The following is an 18,694-nucleotide window of genomic DNA, read 5'->3' on the forward strand; positions in this document are numbered from 1 at the left end:
GGGTTAAGTAGCAAAAAGTGTGTCTGACTTTCAGCATTACTGCTGATTAGGCTGGGTAAATCGGGCGGATATAAGCATCAAGACCTTATATCCGCCCGATTAGTGTTCAATCCACCGGAATGGCACCCGCATGTGCTAATCGGGGGTTGGTGTGCTTTCCGGGTGAGTAAAAACAGACCACGATGCCCGATATGCGCTGGGCAAATGAAGAAAAACGGAACCACTTCTAAAGGCACAACCAGGTGGCGATGCAAGGACCCGAACTGCGGCAGTTCCACGACACGAACCCGCACCGACCGCACGCAGACCCGCGACTTTAAAGCCTTCGTCTCTTATGCCACCTCCACAGCAACGTTGTCTGAACTCGCCCAGCAACAAGGGGTAAGCCGTTGGACACTTGACCGCCGATTCAAACCGTTCTGGCTCATCGACATCCCCAACGACGGTGACCCACAGCGCATCTACGACCAGATCTTCATCGACGGTACCTACACCGCCGCCGGATGCTTGCTCGTCGCAGCCAGCCACGACCACGTCATCGCATGGCACTGGACCAAACACGAAACCGCCCACGCCTACACGCAGCTACTCCGCAAAATCGCTGAGCCGCTCTGCGTCGTCCTCGACGGCGGACAAGGCGCACTTACTGCGATTAAAGCCTGCTGGCCGAACGCGATAATCCAACGATGCCTCGTCCATGCGCAACGCGTCATCCGCCGCTACACCACATCACGACCACGCACCGACGCCGGCAAAGCCATCTACGCCCTGGCGTTGAAACTGACCCGTATCACCACACTCGACCAGGCACGGGAGTGGACGCTGCGTCTGCACGACTTCGGACAGGTATTCAAAGCATTCCTCAACGAGAAAACGCCCGTGTCAAAAGAGCGCCGCACACTCAACAACCAGTGGGAATGGACCCATCTGCGAGTTCGCAAGGCATACAACTCCCTGCTGCACCTCTCACGGAAAGGATGGCTGTTTACCTACCTGCAGCCACCACCGAATGCGCTTGAGCCTCAACGCTGGGCTTCAACGACAAACAGTCTGGAAGGCGGCATCAACGCCGGGCTCAAACGCATCGCCGACGCGCATCGCGGCAGGTCCGGGGAACGCCAACGAAAAATGCTCGAGTGGTACCTGCACTCGAAAACGCAACTGCCTGACGACCCATTAAAGATCGCCAGGCAGTGCAATTTCGGCCAAGATCAACTCGCCAAAGTCAACGATCTTGTCGAAGAAGACCACAACAAAGCCGACCATGAAACAGGCCGACCAGCCTTCTACGACAACGCTATCCCAACCGAGTACGAACACTCGATAGGAATCAGAAAAGGCCCCATGAAGTAACAAACGGTGTGCCCGCCCCGCAACACGCCGAGCGGACACACTTTTTGCTACTTAACCCCGTTATCACCTGAAAAAGAAAAGGCGACCTACACCACCTGTGTAGGTCGCCGCTGGGTTAAAACCGGACAGGCTCGCCTCTACCCGGCCTCTACCCGATACCCTACTACTCTGCTACTCCACTACTGCTACAAGCTCTGCACCGAGCTCCTTGGCTTCCTCCGGGGACAGTTCCACCACCAGGCGCCCACCACCATCTGCGGGGACGCGCATTACAATCTTCTTGCCCTCTTTAACTGCCTCCAGCGGACCATCACCGGTACGCGGCTTCATTGCTGCCATGTGAACTCCTTCGTTCTAAGACGTTGTCGATGCAGGAGACGACCAGCCACCCCAGCTCGGCTGTGGTAGCCAGGAGATTGACAATCCCGGTTCAAGACCTCGGTCTAAGACCCCGGCTCAAGATCCCGGTTTAGAATCCCTGTCGGCATTTTCGACTACTTCTCTTCATCATAGTCCTTTGTTTCACGCAGCGGCATGGGTGAAGCGCCTCAAACTACGCCCCTTACACCAGCCCACGCACCGGATGCAGTGGTGCAAAATCACCGGAAATAGCCAGAGTCATACGGCAAACATCAAGAGTTTCGGACACCTGATGCGAACGGAACACCGCCACGCCGGCAGCTGCCGCATGGGCGGTCGCAGCCAAGGTGCCGGGCACACGCTGCTCGACCGGGCGGTCCAAAGTCTCACCGACGAAGTCCTTATTCGACAGCGCCATGAGCACCGGCCAGCCTGTAGCCACGAGCTCATTGCAGCGCCGCAGAAGCTCGAGGCCGTGGTAGGTGTTCTTGCCAAAGTCGTGGGTGGGATCGATGAGGATGCGGTCCTCCGGCACGCCAGCGTCCACTGCCCTCTGGGCGAGCTTGCCGGTTTCTGAGATGACATCGTCCACGACGTCGTCGTAACGCACGCGAACCGGATTGGTGCGTGGCAGTGCTCCACCGGTGTGTGAGCAGACGTAACCCATCCCGTGGGCGCCAGCGACTTCCAGCAGCTCCGGGTCATGGCCTGCCCAAGTGTCGTTGATGAGGTTGGCGCCAGCTTTGATGGCGGCTTCCCCGACTTCGGCGCGCCAGGTGTCGACGCTTATGTGCAGGTCAGGATAGCGTTCGCGGACCTTCGCGATGGTCGGCACCACGCGCTCAATTTCCTCAGCAACAGTTACTTCCGCACCGATACCGGCCTTGACGCCGCCGATGTCAACAATGCCCGCGCCTGCCGCAACAACTTCGTCGACGCGAGCGAGCGCGGCCTCCTCCGCAGCCGTTGCGCCACGGTCATAGAAGGAATCCGGGGTGCGATTGACGATGGCCATCACCGTCGGCACCGCGGAGCCCTGATAAAAACTCTGCACAGCGTCTTACCTCTCGCTGAAGCGACGGACTCGGCGGAGCTTTTCGGGAACGTCAGAGGTTGGCTCACACTCTTCCATCAATTTTTCGTGCGCGGCCTCGATGTACTCGACTGCTTCTTCAATGGAGTCGGTGACCAGAAAAAGGTTCATATCTGTCGGAGAAATCAGCTCCATGGCCACCAGTTTCTCACGCATCCAATCAACCAGCCCCGACCAGAACTCAGTGCCCAGCAGCACGATTGGGTAATTTTCCACCTTCTCGGTCTGCACCATCACCAGTGACTCAAAGAGTTCATCGAGCGTGCCGAATCCACCCGGCAGACAAATAAACGCCTGCGAGTACTTCAGGAACATGGTCTTGCGCACGAAGAAGTAGCGGAAGTTCATGCCCAGGTCGACCCAGTCATTCAAGTGCTGCTCGTGCGGCAGCTCAATGCCCAGCCCAATGGACAGGCCGTCGGCGTCGTAGCAGCCGCGGTTGGCGGCTTCCATGATGCCCGGGCCGCCGCCAGTGATGGTCGCGTAACCCGCCTCCGCCAGCGCCTTGCCCAGGTCGAAGCCCCACTGGTAGTACGGGCTGTCCTCTGGCAAACGTGCCGAACCATACACCGTCACCGCCGGCGGAATCTCCGCCAACGCACCAAAGCCGTCAACGAACTCCGACTGAATGCGCAGCACACGCCAGGTGTCGTTGTGCAGCCAGTCCGTGTTCGGGTTGTGTGACAACAGCCTGCGGTCGGTCGTAGACGCCTGCGGTTCGCCCGCCTGTCGAATCGCGATTGGGCCGCGGAGTGCACGGCGCTTAGCTGGGGACGGAGTACGTACAGGTTTCATAACCTCACAATGTATGCCAGCAATGACATACGCGCACCCGCTCAGCGAGGGCAGGGTGTGACTCTAGGCTCACTCAGCCACCGGCGCGGTGGTCAAGTACCGCCGCAGGTCCTCCCACAGCGCCGTAATGCACTCGACCGGAATCTGCTCATCCTTCTTGTGGCAGTACGCCGGATCACCCGGGCCGAAGTTCACCGCAGGAATGCCGAGCGCCGAAAAACGCGCCACATCGGTCCACCCAAACTTGGGCTTTACGACGTCGCTTGCGACCGCAACCAACTCCTTCGCAGCAGCCGCATGCAGTCCCGGCAGTGCCCCAGGGCTCGCATCCTCGACATCGACGGTGAGGTCCTCGGCCGCAAACTCGTCGAGTCCCAGCACCTCGCGGAAGTGTGCCATGGCCTCATCGGCGCTGCGGTTGGGCGCGAATCGGAAGTTGACTCGCAGCACCGCCTCGTCGGGAAGCGTGTTGGTGGCAACCCCGGCCTCCAGCCAGACGACGTTGAGCCCTTCGCGGTAGGCCAAACCGTCGATATCCACGGTCTGCGGTTCATAGGCGGCAATGCGTGACAGCACCGGTGCTAACTTGTGCACGGCGTTGTCGCCGAGCCACGCCCGAGCCGAGTGTGCACGTGTGCCGTGAGCGGTCAGACGCAGGCGAATAGAGCCCTGGCAGCCGGCTTCGATGACATTGCCGCTGGGCTCGCCCAGCAGAGCGACATCGCCAGTCAGGAGCTCCGGATGCGACTCACTCAAGTGCCGCAACCCGTTGAACTCCGCGGCGACTTCTTCGCATTCGTACATGATGAGTGTCAGGTCGCGCTGCAACTCCTGGCTTGCCGCCAGCGTCGCAAAAGCATGCAGGTAGACCGCGTCACCGCTTTTCATATCCACAGTTCCGCACCCAAAGAGTGCGTCTCGTCCCTGCGCGTCTACCCCACGCGTCGAGGGCACATTGTCCGCAGTTGGCACCGTATCCAGGTGCCCTGCCAAAATCACGCGCTGCGGTAACCCCCGATGGGTCCGCGCAATCACGTTGTTGTCAATGCGCAGGACCTCAATCGACTCATCTGCCTGCGCGACCTCACGCAATGCCGCCTCGACGGCATCCGCTATCGCGGTCTCATTGTGGGACACCGATTCGATGTCCACCAGTGCCGCCGTGAGGTCTACAGGATCTTGGAGCAGATTTAACTTCGATTTCACATCAATTAAGCGTACAAACCATTGTGCGCCAGCGAAACCAGAATTTTGTGATGAATATGCGCCGCACGACCATTGATCGCATCTCCATTGGCGGGCGCGCCACCGCCGAGGAACAGCGCCAGCTCATGCGGTTCGGCGGAGGTCACACCAATTCTCCCCTCCGCCGGACGCTTAAGCCCATCAGCCACCTCAAAGACCAGGGTTTTCGCTCCTTCCGGGAGAGTTTGAGCAATGATTTCCTCCGGAGTTTCGCTTGCCGACGACCCCAGCGCCCGCTCCTCCCCCGCATTATCGGTCACCTCTCCGTTGCCGCTTTCTTCCTCGACAACGCCCGCGCCGGGTCCATAGACCACAGCCACACGGGAGCCATAGACCGCAATCACCGGACGCAGCTCATTCGTGCTGACGATCACCGTAGAACCGGCCAACGGCTTGCAGACGGCCGCGACAATCTTGGCCGTTGCATGTGGCAGCTGCACTGGAGTGGGATCGATGTCTCGTCGATAAGCAGGACGAAGCGTTTCGGCGACATCGCCCAGCTCATCGCGCTCCCACATCGGCAGAGCGTCGATGCGTGCCTGCTGATCGCGGTTCTTGCGCTCCAGCAGAAGACGGGCGATCATGCCACCACCGAGCCCCACTGCGATGGCAACTGCGATAACCAGCACAAGACGGTTCGGCGCGATGAGCGCAACCACTGCGGCAATCACCACGCCGACTGCCCCAATTGGCATTGCTCGCGGTGGCAAAACGAAACCAAAGAAGCTGGCTACGGCAAGAATCCAAGCACTCAGCAGTGCGAATCCGACATAGAAGACCACCGGCACGGCCAGGACGAAGCCGAGTCCGAGCACACTAACAGCAATGATGAGGCTAACTAAGAACCACTGCTTCATTTTCTGTGTGCTTTCAAGGCCAGCTAGGGGCATAGTTCATCCTTCCGCGAAGATTCCTTAAAGGGATACTAATATTAAGAATCATGATTACATCTGGTGCTGTCGCTACGGGAATCGCCAACATCGCAATGGACGGTACAGTTCTTGATACTTGGTTTCCCGCACCTCAGTTGAGCGATGAGGTCGTAGAGTCGAGCACTCACCGGCTCGGCGCCGCTGATTTGACCCCACAGCTGCTTCGTCAAGTGATTTTGGACGAGGATCGCCGCGTGGAGCAGGTGGCAGTGCGCACGTCCATTGAGGATTTGTCCAAGCCGGCTGTCGACCCGCACGATGCCTACCTGCGCCTGCATCTGCTCTCTCACCGCCTGGTCAAGCCACATCAGCTCAACACCAAGGGGCTCTACGAGCTGCTCCACGTCGTGGCGTGGACCAACAAGGGGCCATGTCTGCCGGATAACTTCGAGCAACTGCGTACCCACTTGCGTGTCCGCGGCCTGATTCACGTCTACGCCATCGACCGCATGCCGCGCATGGTCGACTATGTGCTGCCCGCAGGTGTCCGCATTGCAGAGGCCGAGCGCGTGCGGTTGGGCGCTTATCTGGCACCGGGTACGTCAGTACTGCGCGAGGGATTTGTCTCGCTGAACTCGGGCACTCTGGGCCCATGCAAGATTGAGGGACGTCTTTCCTCCGGTGTTGTCATTGGCGCGCACACGAAGGTGGGGCTGTCGGCCTCCATCATTGCTGCTCACGACGATTCCGGTCAGCGTAAGCCGCTCACGGTTGGCGAGCGCTGCCACATCGATATCGCGGCCGGCACCGTCGGCGTCAGCCTCGGTAATGACTGCATTATTGACCGAAGCATCCTCATTGCCCCCGATACGCCCATCGATGTCCCCGCGGAGAACCGCCGTATTCAGGCATGGGAAATCTCCGGCCGCAACAATATGCACTTCTACCATCACCCGGACCACTCGGCAGTGTGCGTCCGCCGCACGGAACGCCCGGGCAATGACGAAGGTACCGCTACTTTCACTCAGCTTGCCGACGTGCCGGATGAGCTGGCCGGATAACCTACTTTAGGTGTCTTGAAGGCACATTAATGGGCCCCGAAACGGTGAATGGGGGTAAACCCGTAATACGGTTATTGCCCCTGTTATCAGCGAGGTAATGTTTGCGACATGACCGAATCGCAAATTACCTCCACCTCCGGCGAGACATCTCAGCTGGGCAAGGGGCTGCAGGTTCGACACCTGACCATGATGGGTCTTGGCTCCGCAATCGGTGCCGGTCTTTTCCTTGGTACGGGCGTCGGCATTAAGGCAGCTGGCCCGGGTGTTCTCATTTCCTATGTCATCGCTGGCTTCATTGTCGTCCTCGTCATGCAGATGCTCGGCGAGATGGCCGCTGCCCGCCCGACACCGGGTAGCTTCTCCACCTATGCTGAGATGGCCTTTGGTTCTTCGGCTGGCTTTGTCCTCGGTTGGCTCTACTGGTTCATGCTCATCATGGTGCTCGGTGCTGAAATCACCGGCGCCGGTGCCATCATGGGTGCGTGGTTCGGTATTCCGGGCTGGATTCCAGGCCTGATCTGTGTTGTCTTCTTCGCTGTAGTGAATTTGGCGAATGTGCGCGGTTTCGGCGAGTTTGAGTTCTGGTTCGCGTTCATCAAGGTCGCGGTGATTATCGCGTTCTTGGTCATTGGCGTTCTTCTTTTCTTCGGTCTGCTGCCAGGCACCAGCTTCGTCGGTACGACGCATATTGCCGAATCCGGATTCCTCCCGAATGGCGTTTCCGGCATTGCCGCTGGTCTGTTGGCTGTGGCCTTCGCCTTCGGCGGTATCGAGATTGTCACGATTGCCGCTGCTGAGGCCGAGGATCCGCAGCGCTCCATCGCTGCTGCTGTCCGCTCGGTAATCTTCCGCATCTCTGTGTTCTACCTGGGCTGCGTGACCGTCATCATCCTGCTGTTGCCGTACTCCCAGATCGACGGCGCTGACTCCGCAGCTGAGTCGCCGTTCACCCAGGTTCTAAAGCAGGCGAACATTCCAGGTGCGGTTGGCTTCATGGAGGCCATTATCGTTCTGGCGCTGCTGTCCGCATTCAACGCTCAGATTTACGCCACCTCTCGCCTGGTCTACTCGATGTCCACCCGCGGTGAGGCACCGCGCTTCTTCGCCCACACCAATGAGCACGCAGTTCCGAACCGTGCGGTCATCATGTCGATGGTCTTCGCCTTCGTCTCTGTTGGCCTGCAGGTTGTCTTCGACGGCTCGAGTGTCCTGGTCTTCCTGCTGAACGCTGTCGGCGGCTGCTTGCTGGTGATCTGGCTGGTCATCGCCCTGTCCGAGATTAAGCTGCGCCCGCAGATGGAGGCCAACAACGAGCTTTCCGTTCGCATGTGGGCCTACCCGGCACTGTCCTGGGTAGCGGTCATCCTGATCCTGGGCCTCGCTGTTGGCATGCTCACCGATCCTGGTGCTCGCCAGCAGGTTATCGCCGTTGTGTGTGTCACTGCGTTCCTCGCGGTACTCGCTGCACTGACTAAGAAGAGCCGCACCGCGGCCCGCGAGGCTCTCGAGTCCAGCGAAAGCAACTAGCCCATGACAATTAATTGCAGGGTCTAACCACCCTGCTACCCCTATCCGAACACTTCCTTGCTACACATTTGCGGAACACTTTTCATAGATAGGGATATGCCGGTAGCCTGTTTTCCATGAAATTTGGAGCACAAGCTACCGGCATTGCCACTTTTAACAACGATACTGTTCTCGACGTCTGGTTCCCCGCCCCCAAGCTCATCGAAGAGGGCGTGGCAACCTCCACCACGACCGGAACCATCGACGCCGACGCACTGCCTGAAGATTTCACCTACCTCACAGATCTGGCCGTAGCCGATGCGGACCGCGGCACCACCCGCCATCTGGTCACAGCTACCATCGCTTCACTCGATGACGCACCAGTTGACACCATCGATGCCTACCTGCGCCTCCATTTGCTGTCCCACCGCCTGGCCACCCCCAACAGCATCAACCTGGACGGCATCTTCGGCAAGCTCAACAATGTGGTGTGGACGAATTTTGGCCCCTGTGCTGTCGAAGGCTTCGAGGTAACCCGAGCCAAGCTGTCGCGCCGCGGGCCTGTCACCGTCTACTCCATCGATAAATTCCCCCGCATGGTCGACTACGTCACTCCCACCGGAGTCCGCATCGGTGACGCTGACCGCGTACGCCTAGGCGCCCACCTCGCAGAGGGCACCACAGTCATGCACGAGGGCTTCGTCAACTTCAACGCAGGCACGCTTGGACACTCCATGGTGGAAGGCCGTATCTCTCAGGGGGTCGTCGTCGACGACGGCTCCGATATCGGCGGTGGTGCGTCCATCATGGGCACACTATCCGGTGGAGGTAAGGAAGTTGTGTCCGTCGGCAAGCGATGCCTACTCGGTGCGAACGCTGGACTCGGCATCTCGCTCGGCGATGACTGCGTACTCGAAGCCGGGCTCTACATCACTGCCGGCACCAAGTGCCACGTTGCCCTAGACGGTGTGAAGAAGACGCTCAAGGCCCGCGAGCTCTCGGGCGGATCGAATATGCTCTTCCGCCGCAACTCGCTCTCTGGTGCAGTCGAGGTTGTGCCGTGGGCTGCCGAAAAGGTGAAGCTCAGCGCGGAGCTGCACGCTAACTAAGGGGTCGTCGGCACGTCTGCCGGGGCCGCGATAGTCCGCGCGCTCCGGTAGGCACGTCGCTCACCAGTGACGGGGTCGACAAAGGCCAGCGCGGTCGCCGTCAATCGCAACTGCGGCGTGTACTTTGGCACTCCACTCGCGCTTGCCGACGGCCCCTGCGCCCCCGCTTCCCGGCCATAGGTATCCTCACCGAGGATGGGATAGCCTAGCCAGTCCATCGTCGCCCGCAGCTGATGCGTGCGGCCCGTATGGGGCTGTAGCCGCCAGTGCCCCACCTGCATGCGGCTGCCGCAATGCCCACAACCACAGCCGACTGCGTGCAGCGGAATGCTGGTGCTGGTCGCACCACCGCCATGGCTGTTCGCCAGCACATCGCCGATGTCCGCGGCTACTCGGCCGAGGAAGGTCACGGTTGTGCGTGCGAGCTTGAACTTGGGATTCTTCGCGGCAGCGCGAGCGAAATCGTCGGTCTCCACGACTTTTACTCCGCGCCCCGCCGGGTTGGGATCGAGCAGAAGCGTGACATCCCTGGTTTCCCCCACATGCCAATCATCGGGCATCACGGTGAGGCATTCGTATTCTTTGGTGATTTCCTGGTTTTGGAAAAGCTGCTGGTAGCGCGCACGGGTAGCCGGATTCCGGGAAAGCAACAGCAGCCCACTGGTCAGAAGATCCAGGCGGTGGACGGCCACTATCTCCGGTTCCCCGAGACTACGTCGCAGTCGCTCCTGCACGGTATTGGCCACGATGCGGCCATTGGGGGTTGCGGGCAGAAAAGGCGGCTTGTCTACGACCAAAAACTCATCGGTGTCGGCCACAATTGCCGGCTCAAAGGGGATGTACTCCTCGCGCTCGTGAGCGGCAGCATCGACTTGCGCTGTCTGACGGTTCTTCTCAAGGCCCCACCACGCATCTCGGTTACCTGCGGCACGTCCCACGGCACACTCCCTTTTTCATGATTTGGTCTATGCCGACGTCGGCACCTTTTGCAGCATTCGGCCTACTCGGACCAACACATCTGGCCGTGCTAGCCGCGAATGCGCGCCGCGGCCACTTCGATGTCGTTGAGCGTCGCTGTGAGCCCCACTCGCACGTGCTGCACACCCTTGGGGCCGTAGAAGCTGCCCGGCGCGACCAGGATGCCGCGTTCGGCCAGCCAATCAACCGTCTGCCAGCAGTCTTCCCCGCGAGTAGCCCACAGATAGAGCCCGCCCTCGGAGTCCTCGATACGAAAACCTGCGGCTACCAGTGCATCATGCAGAATCCCACGGCGGTCACAGTAGCGCTGCTTTTGTTCGGCCTCGTGGGAGTCGTCGTTAAGCGCGGCGATCGTGGCGTGCTGGATGGGCCCCGGCATCATCAGCCCCATGTGACGGCGCACGGAAACCAGCTCGGCAATAAGGTCCGCATCGCCAGCGAACCAGCCGGTGCGGTACGACGCCATGTTCGACGTCTTGGACAGCGAGTGAATAGCCAGCAGGTTGGTGAAATCACCGTCGCACACTCGCGGGTCGAGAATACTGACTGGCTGTTCAGTCCAGCCGAGCCCCAGGTAGCACTCGTCAGAGGCAACAATGACGTCCCGAGCACGCGCCCACTCAACCACCTTGCGCAGGTGTTCAACACCGAGGACCTTGCCGTTGGGATTCCCCGGGGAATTGATGAACATCAGCGTCGGCGAGGCGGGGCCGATTTGCGTCAGCGAGTCCGCACGCAGCAGCTCAGCGCCTGCGATGCGCACGCCGACCTCGTAGGTGGGATATGCCAGCTCGGGGATGACGACGGTGTGCCCCGCGCCTACGCCGAGGAGGAAGGGAAGCCAGCCAATCGCTTCCTTGGTGCCGATGACCGGAAGCACATTGCCGCCATTGACCGCTGACTCCAGTCCCGTCACGCCGTAGCGCCGCGCCATCGCTGCAACAATCGCAGCACGTAGCTCAGGCGTGCCGACGGTCTGTGGGTAGCCCGGTGCGGCAGCACCTTCGGATAGGCCTTGCCGGATTATCGGAGCAACTTCATCGACTGGTGTGCCGACCGAGAGATTGACCATGCCCTCTTCATGCGCAGCCGCAGTGGCTTTCGCCTGCGTGAGAGAATCCCACGGAAACTGAGGCAAAAGAGAACCGGGAGTTACGCGCTTACGGGCAGCTGACATGGTCGGTGATGAAGTCCTTCCCGGGAAAAGAAATAGGTTTAATCCTCTGTGGTTTTAGTCTTCTGCCTGCGGCGGCAGAGCTGCCACGAATGGCACATCGAAGTCCTGGGGGCCGAGCTTGGCGGCACCGCCCGGGGAACCCAGCTCATCGAACCAGTCGACATTGGCATCGATGAATTCAACCCACTCATCCGGAACATCGTCCTCGTAGAAGATGGCCTCGACTGGGCAGACCGGTTCACAAGCGCCACAGTCCACGCACTCATCAGGGTGAATGTAGAGCATGCGCTTGCCCTCGTAAATGCAGTCAACCGGGCACTCTTCAACACAGGCACGGTCGAGGACGTCAACACATGGCTGGGCAATGATGTAAGTCATGGTTTTAGGTTTAAGAACCTTTCTCACAAGATATGGGATGAGGCTTTCGCTATCTGTCGATTATGCCGTTCCGACGAGAAACAGAGCAAAATAGACAGAGCGGTATATTCAGATTGGAGTCTACACCCAACGTGGGTGTTGTTTTCAACTGGCTCCAGAAAGAGCCACATTGATGCGGGCCTGCCCTGTATCAATTCCTCACCGTCTCCTGCAGTATCCGCTGCGGTTTTCGCTAGAGTGCCCGCAGATGGCGCAGCGGCCAGGCACCGCCCAGCACACCGCAAACAAGCAGCAGCACTGTTCGCAACCACTGCCCCATTGCCAAGTCCCCACCGAAGGGCAGCACTGCCCACAGCAGAATGCCTGCAAAGCCCAGCACCCAGATGACAGTCGGAATTGCAGCTTTGGAGCGATCGCGTGTCCACAGCAACGCTGTGTTGGTGATAATCAGATTGGCAATATAGGCCAGCGGAATGGTCCACGGCAACGGAATAGCAACCGAGCCGATGGTAATCCACGCTCCGAGGAAAACTACTTCAATCACCAACGCTGCCAACGCAGCCAGCGACAGCCAGACTAGCGCTACTGTGACCTCCCCCTGATGGAAGTTCTCGCGTGGCTGCGAACGTTCCGGGTCACCCCAATAGCGCTCATCCCCGAATGTGCGCTTTTCAATACTCAAGCGCTCGTTCTTCAACTTTCCGCCAGCAGCGTTAATCAAGTCTTCGCTTTCGTGAGGCTGAGGGTTACTCATCGTCCGCACTCCCCTCCGCTTCCAGATCCACGCTCGGTACAGAGTCGACGCTCGCTACCGGCTCTGGCAGTAATTGGATATTCACCAGCTCCCCCAGCTCTTCCAGGGACGCAGCGGTCGCCGTACCAAAACGGTATGCCTCAGTCGGTGTCACCGGCTGACACAGCAAATTGGAAAACGCCCAGACGGCTCGCGCACGACCAGAGCCGTCGGTCTGCCCATAGACAGCATCAGGATTGACCTCGCTAACGGAACCATCGGCGAACCACACTTGTGTCGCATGCGCGCGCATGGCCTCAACCTTGGCAGCCACAGCGGCATCATCCAGCTGAACCTCGAAATGGCCGGTCACGGTAGCGAAGTCGTCGACATCGCACGCCTGCCAGGTCTCCGGCACCACGGTAATGGCATCCAGCCCCGCCACCATTGCCTCACGATCGGTGACCGCCCACAGCGTCGGAAAGCGATTTCCGCACGCCGCGACAGTGATATCGTGCGCGCGAATGTGGTCCGGGTGCCCATAGCCACCATCGGCATCGTAAGTAATGACCACATCTGGCTGCAGCTCATCGAGGATGGTGCGAAGCTGGGCGACCGCCTCATCACCTGAGTTCATGAACGCACGGGGATGCTCATTGCCCTTGTCCCCTGCCATACCGGAATCACGCCAACGCCCGGCACCACCGAGGAAACGTGGCGCATTGTCTGGGCCATTGGCCCCCAGCGCACGCAGCGCCGAGCGCAACTCGGCGACGCGGAAACCGCCCAACTGGTCAGCTTCATCAGCAACTAGCCCCTGGTACGGCGCGCCGATGACCTCTCCCAGCTCGCCCATCGTGCAGGTCACTACGCTTACCGACGCTCCGGAGCGCGCGGCAGCCGCAATCAAACCACCTGTCCAAATGGACTCGTCATCTGGATGTGCGTGAACAAAAAGTAACTTCACGGGCTTTCTTACTTCCCCTTGTTCTCCTGGTCGGCGTTATCGCGGACTTCTTGGTTCTGACCCGAACCGTCCTGCTCAGTATCTTCGCGTGGACTATCTCCGGGTTGAGAATTCTCCGACGATTCTCGAGTCCCGCTTTGCGTCGCGACTCGGCGAACCTCGCCCAGAACACCGAGGCGGCCCAACACTGGGTCATCAGTCCACTGGGAAGAGTCCTTCCGCCCGGTAATTGTAATTTCCGGGCTGACGACCGTCAGCAGGCCGTCTTTCACCAAAGTCAGCTCGATACTGTGGCCAGCAATGATATCGGCGAGTTCAGCGGGCAACGCAGAACTGTCGGGAGCGAGCAGCTCATCAACCTGCGGGTCACAAAGGCCGGAGAGATTCTCGCTCCGAGCAGCCGATTTCGGAGCGACAGGTACTCCATTTAGGTCAGCTGGCTCCGCTGAGGTAGAAGATTTGGACCGTTCAGACGGTGTTGTCCCGTCCAGCGAGCTCTCCTCTTCAGCACTCTTTTCCCGATCTCCACTTGGCGCGGGCTTTGTCGAACTGTCAACGCCCTCAGACTCAGACTCGGATTCTGACTCAGACTCGGTAGCCGACTCTGCGTCTACTTCATCCAGGTCCTTCGGCGGTAGCGAACTGATCGAGCCTTCCGTACACGCATAGCGTTCCCGGGCCGCCTGGACGGAATTGGGCTGCTCTGCCCATGCCACCACGGCATCGACGGTTCCGTAGGGCAACGAAGACCGCAGCATGTCCGCCGGAGAATACGAAACAACGGTGGCGGGGATACCAGCTGCAGTCAACTGGTCAGCGACCGCAAAAGCCGCAGCGCGTGCCGCTATACCGTCGCTAATGATGCCGATTCGTAGCGGATTGTCCTCGGTAAATCCGGCCTGAGGTGCCTCGGATTTCTCCTGTTCACCACCGTCACCAGAACCACCCGCGATTCGGCGTCCGGTGGCCACCTCTGAGACCTGTGCAACGTTGATGGTGCGCAGAATAGCCCGGCGGACGGACTCGTCGGCAAGCCTGCTCGACGCGAGGTTGGTACTGAAAACCAGTTCCCGGTTGGGCTCATGGAAGAACTCAGCAACACCGGGGACCAGACCGTACGTCAGCTCAGAGGTCTCCGTCGGACGGACCTGCACGGCCTGGATCTGCCTCGACCGCAGTTGCTCCGCACCATCGATGGCACTACGCATGGCACGCAGCGTAATAACCTCCGAGGCTGCTGGCTGCTCACCCCAGTAGCGGTCATTTCGAACCAGTCGAATGATGTTGCGGCCGACATCCATCGACTCGACGGTGTACTGCCCACCGGAGGCCGGGAAACGGCTGGCCAGCCCCTCGGAAAAACCATCAGTGTTCGACCGCATCAAATGCGCTGGCAAGAGATGTGCAAACAGGCGCTGCCAATGCGTAATCGGCTGAGTGAACGTCACATCAATCTGACGACCTCCGTCGGAGACATCAATGGATTTAATCAGCTCATAAGTCGCCGTATCCAGCGATCCTGGCGTGGACGTGACTTGGGAAAATAGGTAGCGGAAGTCCTCGCCACTGATTGGCGTACCATCGCTCCACTGCGCCCCTTTTCGAATGCGGTAGCGGACATGCTCTGCCACTACCGTCGGATCCGTGATGTCAACATCGGCCGCTTTCCCGTTTCCAGCTCCGTTTCTGGCGTCACCGTCTTTGCTGTCATCACTCTCGATGACCTGCACGGAATCCAGCAAGTCGGAGTTGAGCAGCCACTGGGGAGCTCCTGCCGAGCGAGCATTGGCAGCGTTATCCACCACTCCGGGAGCTTGCGCGGAGGCACTAGCGTCACCAGCCTCGCCCTCTACCGGCGCAGGGGTGAAAACACTAGGCAGTGTCAGTCGCGCTACCAGGCTGGTCACCGGGGAGACGTCGGCAAGCAAATGCGGATTGAAGCCTTCGACAAACTCGTCGACACCGACCGTGACTTCACGCATCTTTTTGGCCTGGTCAGCGGTGTCTTCCTGTTGCACCGGCGCTTCCTGCTGCCCGGGCACAGTCGGAGCGTCCGACGGGCGAGCCATGCACGAAGACGCCAAAGCCGCCGTCACGCAGAGTGTCGATGCTACGAAAAATCGACGAGAAGCTGCGTGACGACGGCTGCGAATAAACATATCCACGAGATTACTCGACACCTGGCCGAGTCAGTTACCCCGAGACTGGTTTTCAGGTGGCCCAGTCCCCTAGCAACCCGAATTACTTCTTATTCATGGCCTTCGCGCGGGAACGAGCGCGAGCGCGATCGGTGGCGCTGAGGATCTGCTTGCGTACGCGAATGCCCTCCGGGGTGACCTCAACACACTCGTCAGCGCCACAGAACTCCATAGCCTCATCGAGGGAAAGCTTGTGCGCCTTCTCCAGAGTCACGGTCGCATCAGCCGAGGCTGCGCGCATATTGGTCAGCTTCTTTTCCTTGGTGATGTTGATGTCCATGTCCTCATCACGCGGATTCTGGCCAACGACCATGCCCTCGTAAGCCTGGTCACCCGGCTCGACGAAGAAGGTACCGCGGTCAGAAAGCTGGATTAGCGCGTAAGCGGTGATCTGGCCAGTACGGTCAGCGACCAACGATCCCGTCGGACGGTCCTTAATCTCGCCTGCCCACTCGCCGTAACCGGCCGAGTAGTGATTGGCGATACCGGTGCCCTTGGTCTCCGTCATGAAGGTGGTGCGGAAGCCAATCAGACCGCGCGACGGAATGAGGAACTCCATTCGCACCCAACCGGTGCCCTGGTTACCCATCTGTTCCATGCGCCCCTTACGAGCCGCCATCAGCTGAGTGACAGCACCCAGGTGCTCTTCAGGGACGTCGATGGTCAGGTGCTCGTACGGCTCCTGAACCTTGCCGTCGACGGTCTTGGTAACAACCTGCGGCTTACCGACGGTCAGCTCAAAGCCCTCACGGCGCATAGTTTCAACCAGAACGGACAGCGCCATTTCACCACGGCCCTGCACCTCCCAGGCATCCGGGCGCTCAGTCGGCAGCACGCGCAGCGAGACGTTACCAATCAGCTCCTGGTCCAGGCGGGCCTTGACCATACGAGCGGTCAGCTTATCGCCGCCACCCTGGCCTGCCAGTGGCGAGGTGTTCACGCCGATCGTCATAGAAATAGCCGGCTCATCGACCAGGATGCGCGGCAGCGGGTCCGGATGCTCGGCATCACAGAGAGAGTCACCGATCATGACCTCGTCGATACCGGAGATAGCGGCGATGTCACCAGCAATGGCTTCTTCAGCAGGAACACGGGTCACGCCGACGGTACGCAGCAGCTCCGCGACCTTCGCGTTCTTGACATGCTCATTGCCCTCGGAGTCGTAATGAATCCACGAAATCTGCTGTCCCTTGCGGATACGGCCCTTGTGGATACGAATCAGACCAATTCGACCAAGGAAGGAGCTGGAGTCCAGGTTGGTCACCTGCGCCTGCAGCGGGGCATCGATCTCAGCGGACGGCTCCGGGAGGACCTCGGTGATGACGTCGAACAGCGGCTGCAGGTTCTCGGACTCCGGCAGGTTGCCGTTACCCGGGTTCTCGGTCGAAGCCTTACCGGCACGACCAGAGGCATAGAGAACCGGCAGCTCAAGGTTGCGCTCAGCGACCTCTGCAGCTTCCGGGTCTTCCAGGGTGGAGGCTAGCTCTAGCAGCAGATCCTGTGCTTCCTCGACAACCTCGTCGATACGTGCATCTGGGCGGTCAGTCTTATTGACCACAATAATCACCGGCATGCAGGCAGCAAGCGCCTTGCCCAGGACGAAGCGGGTCTGCGGCAGCGGACCTTCAGAGGAGTCGATCAACAGCACGACGCCGTCAACCATGGACAGTGCGCGCTCCACCTCGCCACCAAAGTCGGCGTGACCAGGGGTGTCAATGACGTTGATGATGAGGTCTTCGCCGTTCTTGCCCTCACCTTTTCGGCGAATAGCGGTGTTCTTCGCCAAGATGGTGATGCCCTTTTCCTTTTCAAGGTCACCAGAGTCCATCACTCGGTCTGCAACTTCTTCGTGGTCGCTGAAAACGCCGGACTGCTCCAGCATGGCGTTCACGAGAGTGGTCTTGCCATGGTCGACGTGTGCGACAATGGCGACATTACGGAACTCGGTATCGCTCACAGGCGGATAGCTCCTAACAAGCTAAGAGGACTAAAAGAAAAAAGATACGGCCTTGCTCTAAAGAACTGTCTTTACGACTGCCTTTAACGCCCCGCATCAACGCGTAATAAAGCGTTCTACAGTGTACTCCTTCTTAATGGCCCTGCACATCTGGCAGAGATTCTCGCAACCCCGAGCACCTATCCGTCATGCAAAGTGGCACTGCCGCGCCACCCTTAGGGATAAATTACCCCCTTACTGCACCCCCGCTTTACCGACAGCCATAACGGCATATCCGCCAACGCCACAACGCTTCACGACGGCAATCTCTCAGCCCGCCATGTGACACATGTGACCAAATGCCATAGTTGTAACCCCACGGGATGAGACTTGACTTCACCCGCTTACGCGCTGCGAAACACCATTAACCCCACACGCATACATGAAGTCCTAATTTTCACAATCATCTCGTTCTACACCAAGAATCACTCTAATTAACTTGCGACACGCGGGAATCCGTGCGTTAATCCCCTGAGAAGATTCTGAACATTTCTTTTTCAAATCTTTCCAATTCCCGTTGGAGTCGTTCTAAGATGAGCAACGATTCCGAAATTTTGATTCCGACTCCAATAGCCCACGAATGAGAGGTTCTTCACCGTGGTTTCGACTGGACGCTCCTTCCTGCGCCGTGCCGCAGCGACCTTGGGTGCAGCTGCAATTCTCACTGCGGGCATGACTCCCGCCGCTTCTGCTTCCCCGTCGCTGGACTCCCTGAACATCGCTTCGCCGAATCTCTACGGCAACGCGCGCGACATCATTAACTCCCCAGGCGTTCCTGAGGAAATTTCCAGCGCACTGAACAAGGGAATTGACTTCCTGACTGGTGAGGGCGAGGGCGAGCCGGGCTTCAAGGTTCCGGAAGGTGCCCCGAAG

The 18,694-nt window shown here is 59.4% G+C and carries 16 protein-coding genes and 1 pseudogene; 5 read left to right on the forward strand and 12 right to left on the reverse strand.

All coding sequences use genetic code 11. The features are described 5' to 3' along the window. The first annotated feature begins 162 nt into the window (after positions 1-162). Complete coding sequence (locus ADB02_RS06005; protein WP_162838042.1) at positions 163-1,353, forward strand: IS1249 family transposase; 1,191 nt, start codon at positions 163-165, stop codon at positions 1,351-1,353. A 171-nt stretch (positions 1,354-1,524) separates the two neighbouring features. On the opposite strand, the gene ADB02_RS11150 is transcribed toward ADB02_RS06005, so the two are convergent. The 5 genes from ADB02_RS11150 to ADB02_RS06025 all read right to left on the reverse strand — a co-directional run bounded on the left by ADB02_RS11150 (position 1,525) and on the right by ADB02_RS06025 (position 5,703). Continuing rightward, entirely contained in the window at positions 1,525-1,692 is a 168-nt protein-coding gene (locus tag ADB02_RS11150; protein WP_005509573.1) for a DUF3117 domain-containing protein, read from the reverse strand. 223 nt (positions 1,693-1,915) lie between these two features. Further along, positions 1,916-2,728 (reverse strand): dihydropteroate synthase, encoded by an 813-nt coding sequence (folP, locus tag ADB02_RS06010; RefSeq protein ID WP_048732864.1) that lies wholly within the window; start codon positions 2,726-2,728, stop codon positions 1,916-1,918. A gap of 45 nt (positions 2,729-2,773) precedes the next feature. Further along, positions 2,774-3,601 (reverse strand): TIGR00730 family Rossman fold protein, encoded by an 828-nt coding sequence (locus ADB02_RS06015; protein ID WP_049172737.1) that lies wholly within the window; start codon positions 3,599-3,601, stop codon positions 2,774-2,776. Between the two features lie 69 nt (positions 3,602-3,670). Further along, positions 3,671-4,807 carry a succinyl-diaminopimelate desuccinylase gene (gene dapE, locus ADB02_RS06020; RefSeq protein ID WP_049190046.1) on the reverse strand — a complete coding sequence of 379 codons (1,137 nt, stop codon included), beginning with the start codon at positions 4,805-4,807 and terminating at the stop codon, positions 3,671-3,673. Between the two features lie 5 nt (positions 4,808-4,812). Continuing rightward, the gene (locus tag ADB02_RS06025; RefSeq protein ID WP_241482417.1) at positions 4,813-5,703 is read right to left on the reverse strand and encodes a hypothetical protein; all 891 of its coding nucleotides are present in this window, start codon (positions 5,701-5,703) and stop codon (positions 4,813-4,815) included. Between the two features lie 83 nt (positions 5,704-5,786). Between ADB02_RS06025 and ADB02_RS06030 the strand changes: the two genes are divergently transcribed. The 3 genes from ADB02_RS06030 (at position 5,787) to dapD (ending at position 9,394) form a co-directional block, all read left to right on the forward strand. After that, positions 5,787-6,779 carry a succinyltransferase gene (locus tag ADB02_RS06030; RefSeq protein WP_049190049.1) on the forward strand — a complete coding sequence of 331 codons (993 nt, stop codon included), beginning with the start codon at positions 5,787-5,789 and terminating at the stop codon, positions 6,777-6,779. Between the two features lie 123 nt (positions 6,780-6,902). Then, positions 6,903-8,306: an amino acid permease gene (locus ADB02_RS06035; RefSeq protein ID WP_275451916.1), complete on the forward strand. Its 1,404-nt coding sequence runs from the start codon at positions 6,903-6,905 to the stop codon at positions 8,304-8,306. 116 nt (positions 8,307-8,422) lie between these two features. Next, on the forward strand, positions 8,423-9,394 hold the full coding sequence (dapD, locus tag ADB02_RS06040; protein WP_049190052.1) for a 2,3,4,5-tetrahydropyridine-2,6-dicarboxylate N-succinyltransferase: 972 nt from the start codon (positions 8,423-8,425) through the stop codon (positions 9,392-9,394). Here the strand turns inward: dapD and ADB02_RS06045 are convergent. The 7 genes from ADB02_RS06045 to typA all read right to left on the reverse strand — a co-directional run bounded on the left by ADB02_RS06045 (position 9,391) and on the right by typA (position 17,782). Further along, positions 9,391-10,332: a pseudouridine synthase gene (locus tag ADB02_RS06045; RefSeq protein ID WP_049190053.1), complete on the reverse strand. Its 942-nt coding sequence runs from the start codon at positions 10,330-10,332 to the stop codon at positions 9,391-9,393. The genes dapD and ADB02_RS06045 overlap by 4 nt on opposite strands. An 89-nt stretch (positions 10,333-10,421) precedes the next feature. Beyond that, positions 10,422-11,549, reverse strand: coding sequence for a succinyldiaminopimelate transaminase (gene dapC, locus ADB02_RS06050; protein WP_049190055.1), 1,128 nt, complete (start codon positions 11,547-11,549; stop codon positions 10,422-10,424). A gap of 54 nt (positions 11,550-11,603) precedes the next feature. Then, a complete protein-coding gene (gene fdxA / locus ADB02_RS06055; protein ID WP_005509435.1) occupies positions 11,604-11,927 on the reverse strand; it encodes a ferredoxin in 324 nt (107 codons plus the stop codon). Between the two features lie 232 nt (positions 11,928-12,159). After that, entirely contained in the window at positions 12,160-12,681 is a 522-nt protein-coding gene (locus ADB02_RS06060) for a hypothetical protein (protein WP_016422392.1), read from the reverse strand. Continuing rightward, positions 12,674-13,627, reverse strand: a complete 954-nt coding sequence (gene mshB, locus ADB02_RS06065) for an N-acetyl-1-D-myo-inositol-2-amino-2-deoxy-alpha-D-glucopyranoside deacetylase (protein ID WP_049190057.1) — start codon at positions 13,625-13,627, stop codon at positions 12,674-12,676. The genes ADB02_RS06060 and mshB overlap by 8 nt, the downstream gene beginning before the upstream one ends. Before the next feature lie 8 nt (positions 13,628-13,635). Next, complete coding sequence (locus ADB02_RS06070; protein ID WP_042389230.1) at positions 13,636-15,786, reverse strand: ABC transporter family substrate-binding protein; 2,151 nt, start codon at positions 15,784-15,786, stop codon at positions 13,636-13,638. Between the two features lie 82 nt (positions 15,787-15,868). Next, positions 15,869-17,782 (reverse strand): translational GTPase TypA, encoded by a 1,914-nt coding sequence (typA, locus tag ADB02_RS06075; RefSeq protein WP_016422389.1) that lies wholly within the window; start codon positions 17,780-17,782, stop codon positions 15,869-15,871. Positions 17,783-18,418: 636 nt separating this feature from the next. On the opposite strand from typA, the pseudogene ADB02_RS06080 reads away from it, so the two are divergent. Then, positions 18,419-18,694, forward strand: a pseudogene (locus ADB02_RS06080) (hypothetical protein); the annotation flags it as partial.

Source organism: Corynebacterium sp. 212_CJEI (assembly GCF_001055915.1).
GTDB classification, from domain to species: domain Bacteria; phylum Actinomycetota; class Actinomycetes; order Mycobacteriales; family Mycobacteriaceae; genus Corynebacterium; species Corynebacterium jeikeium_D.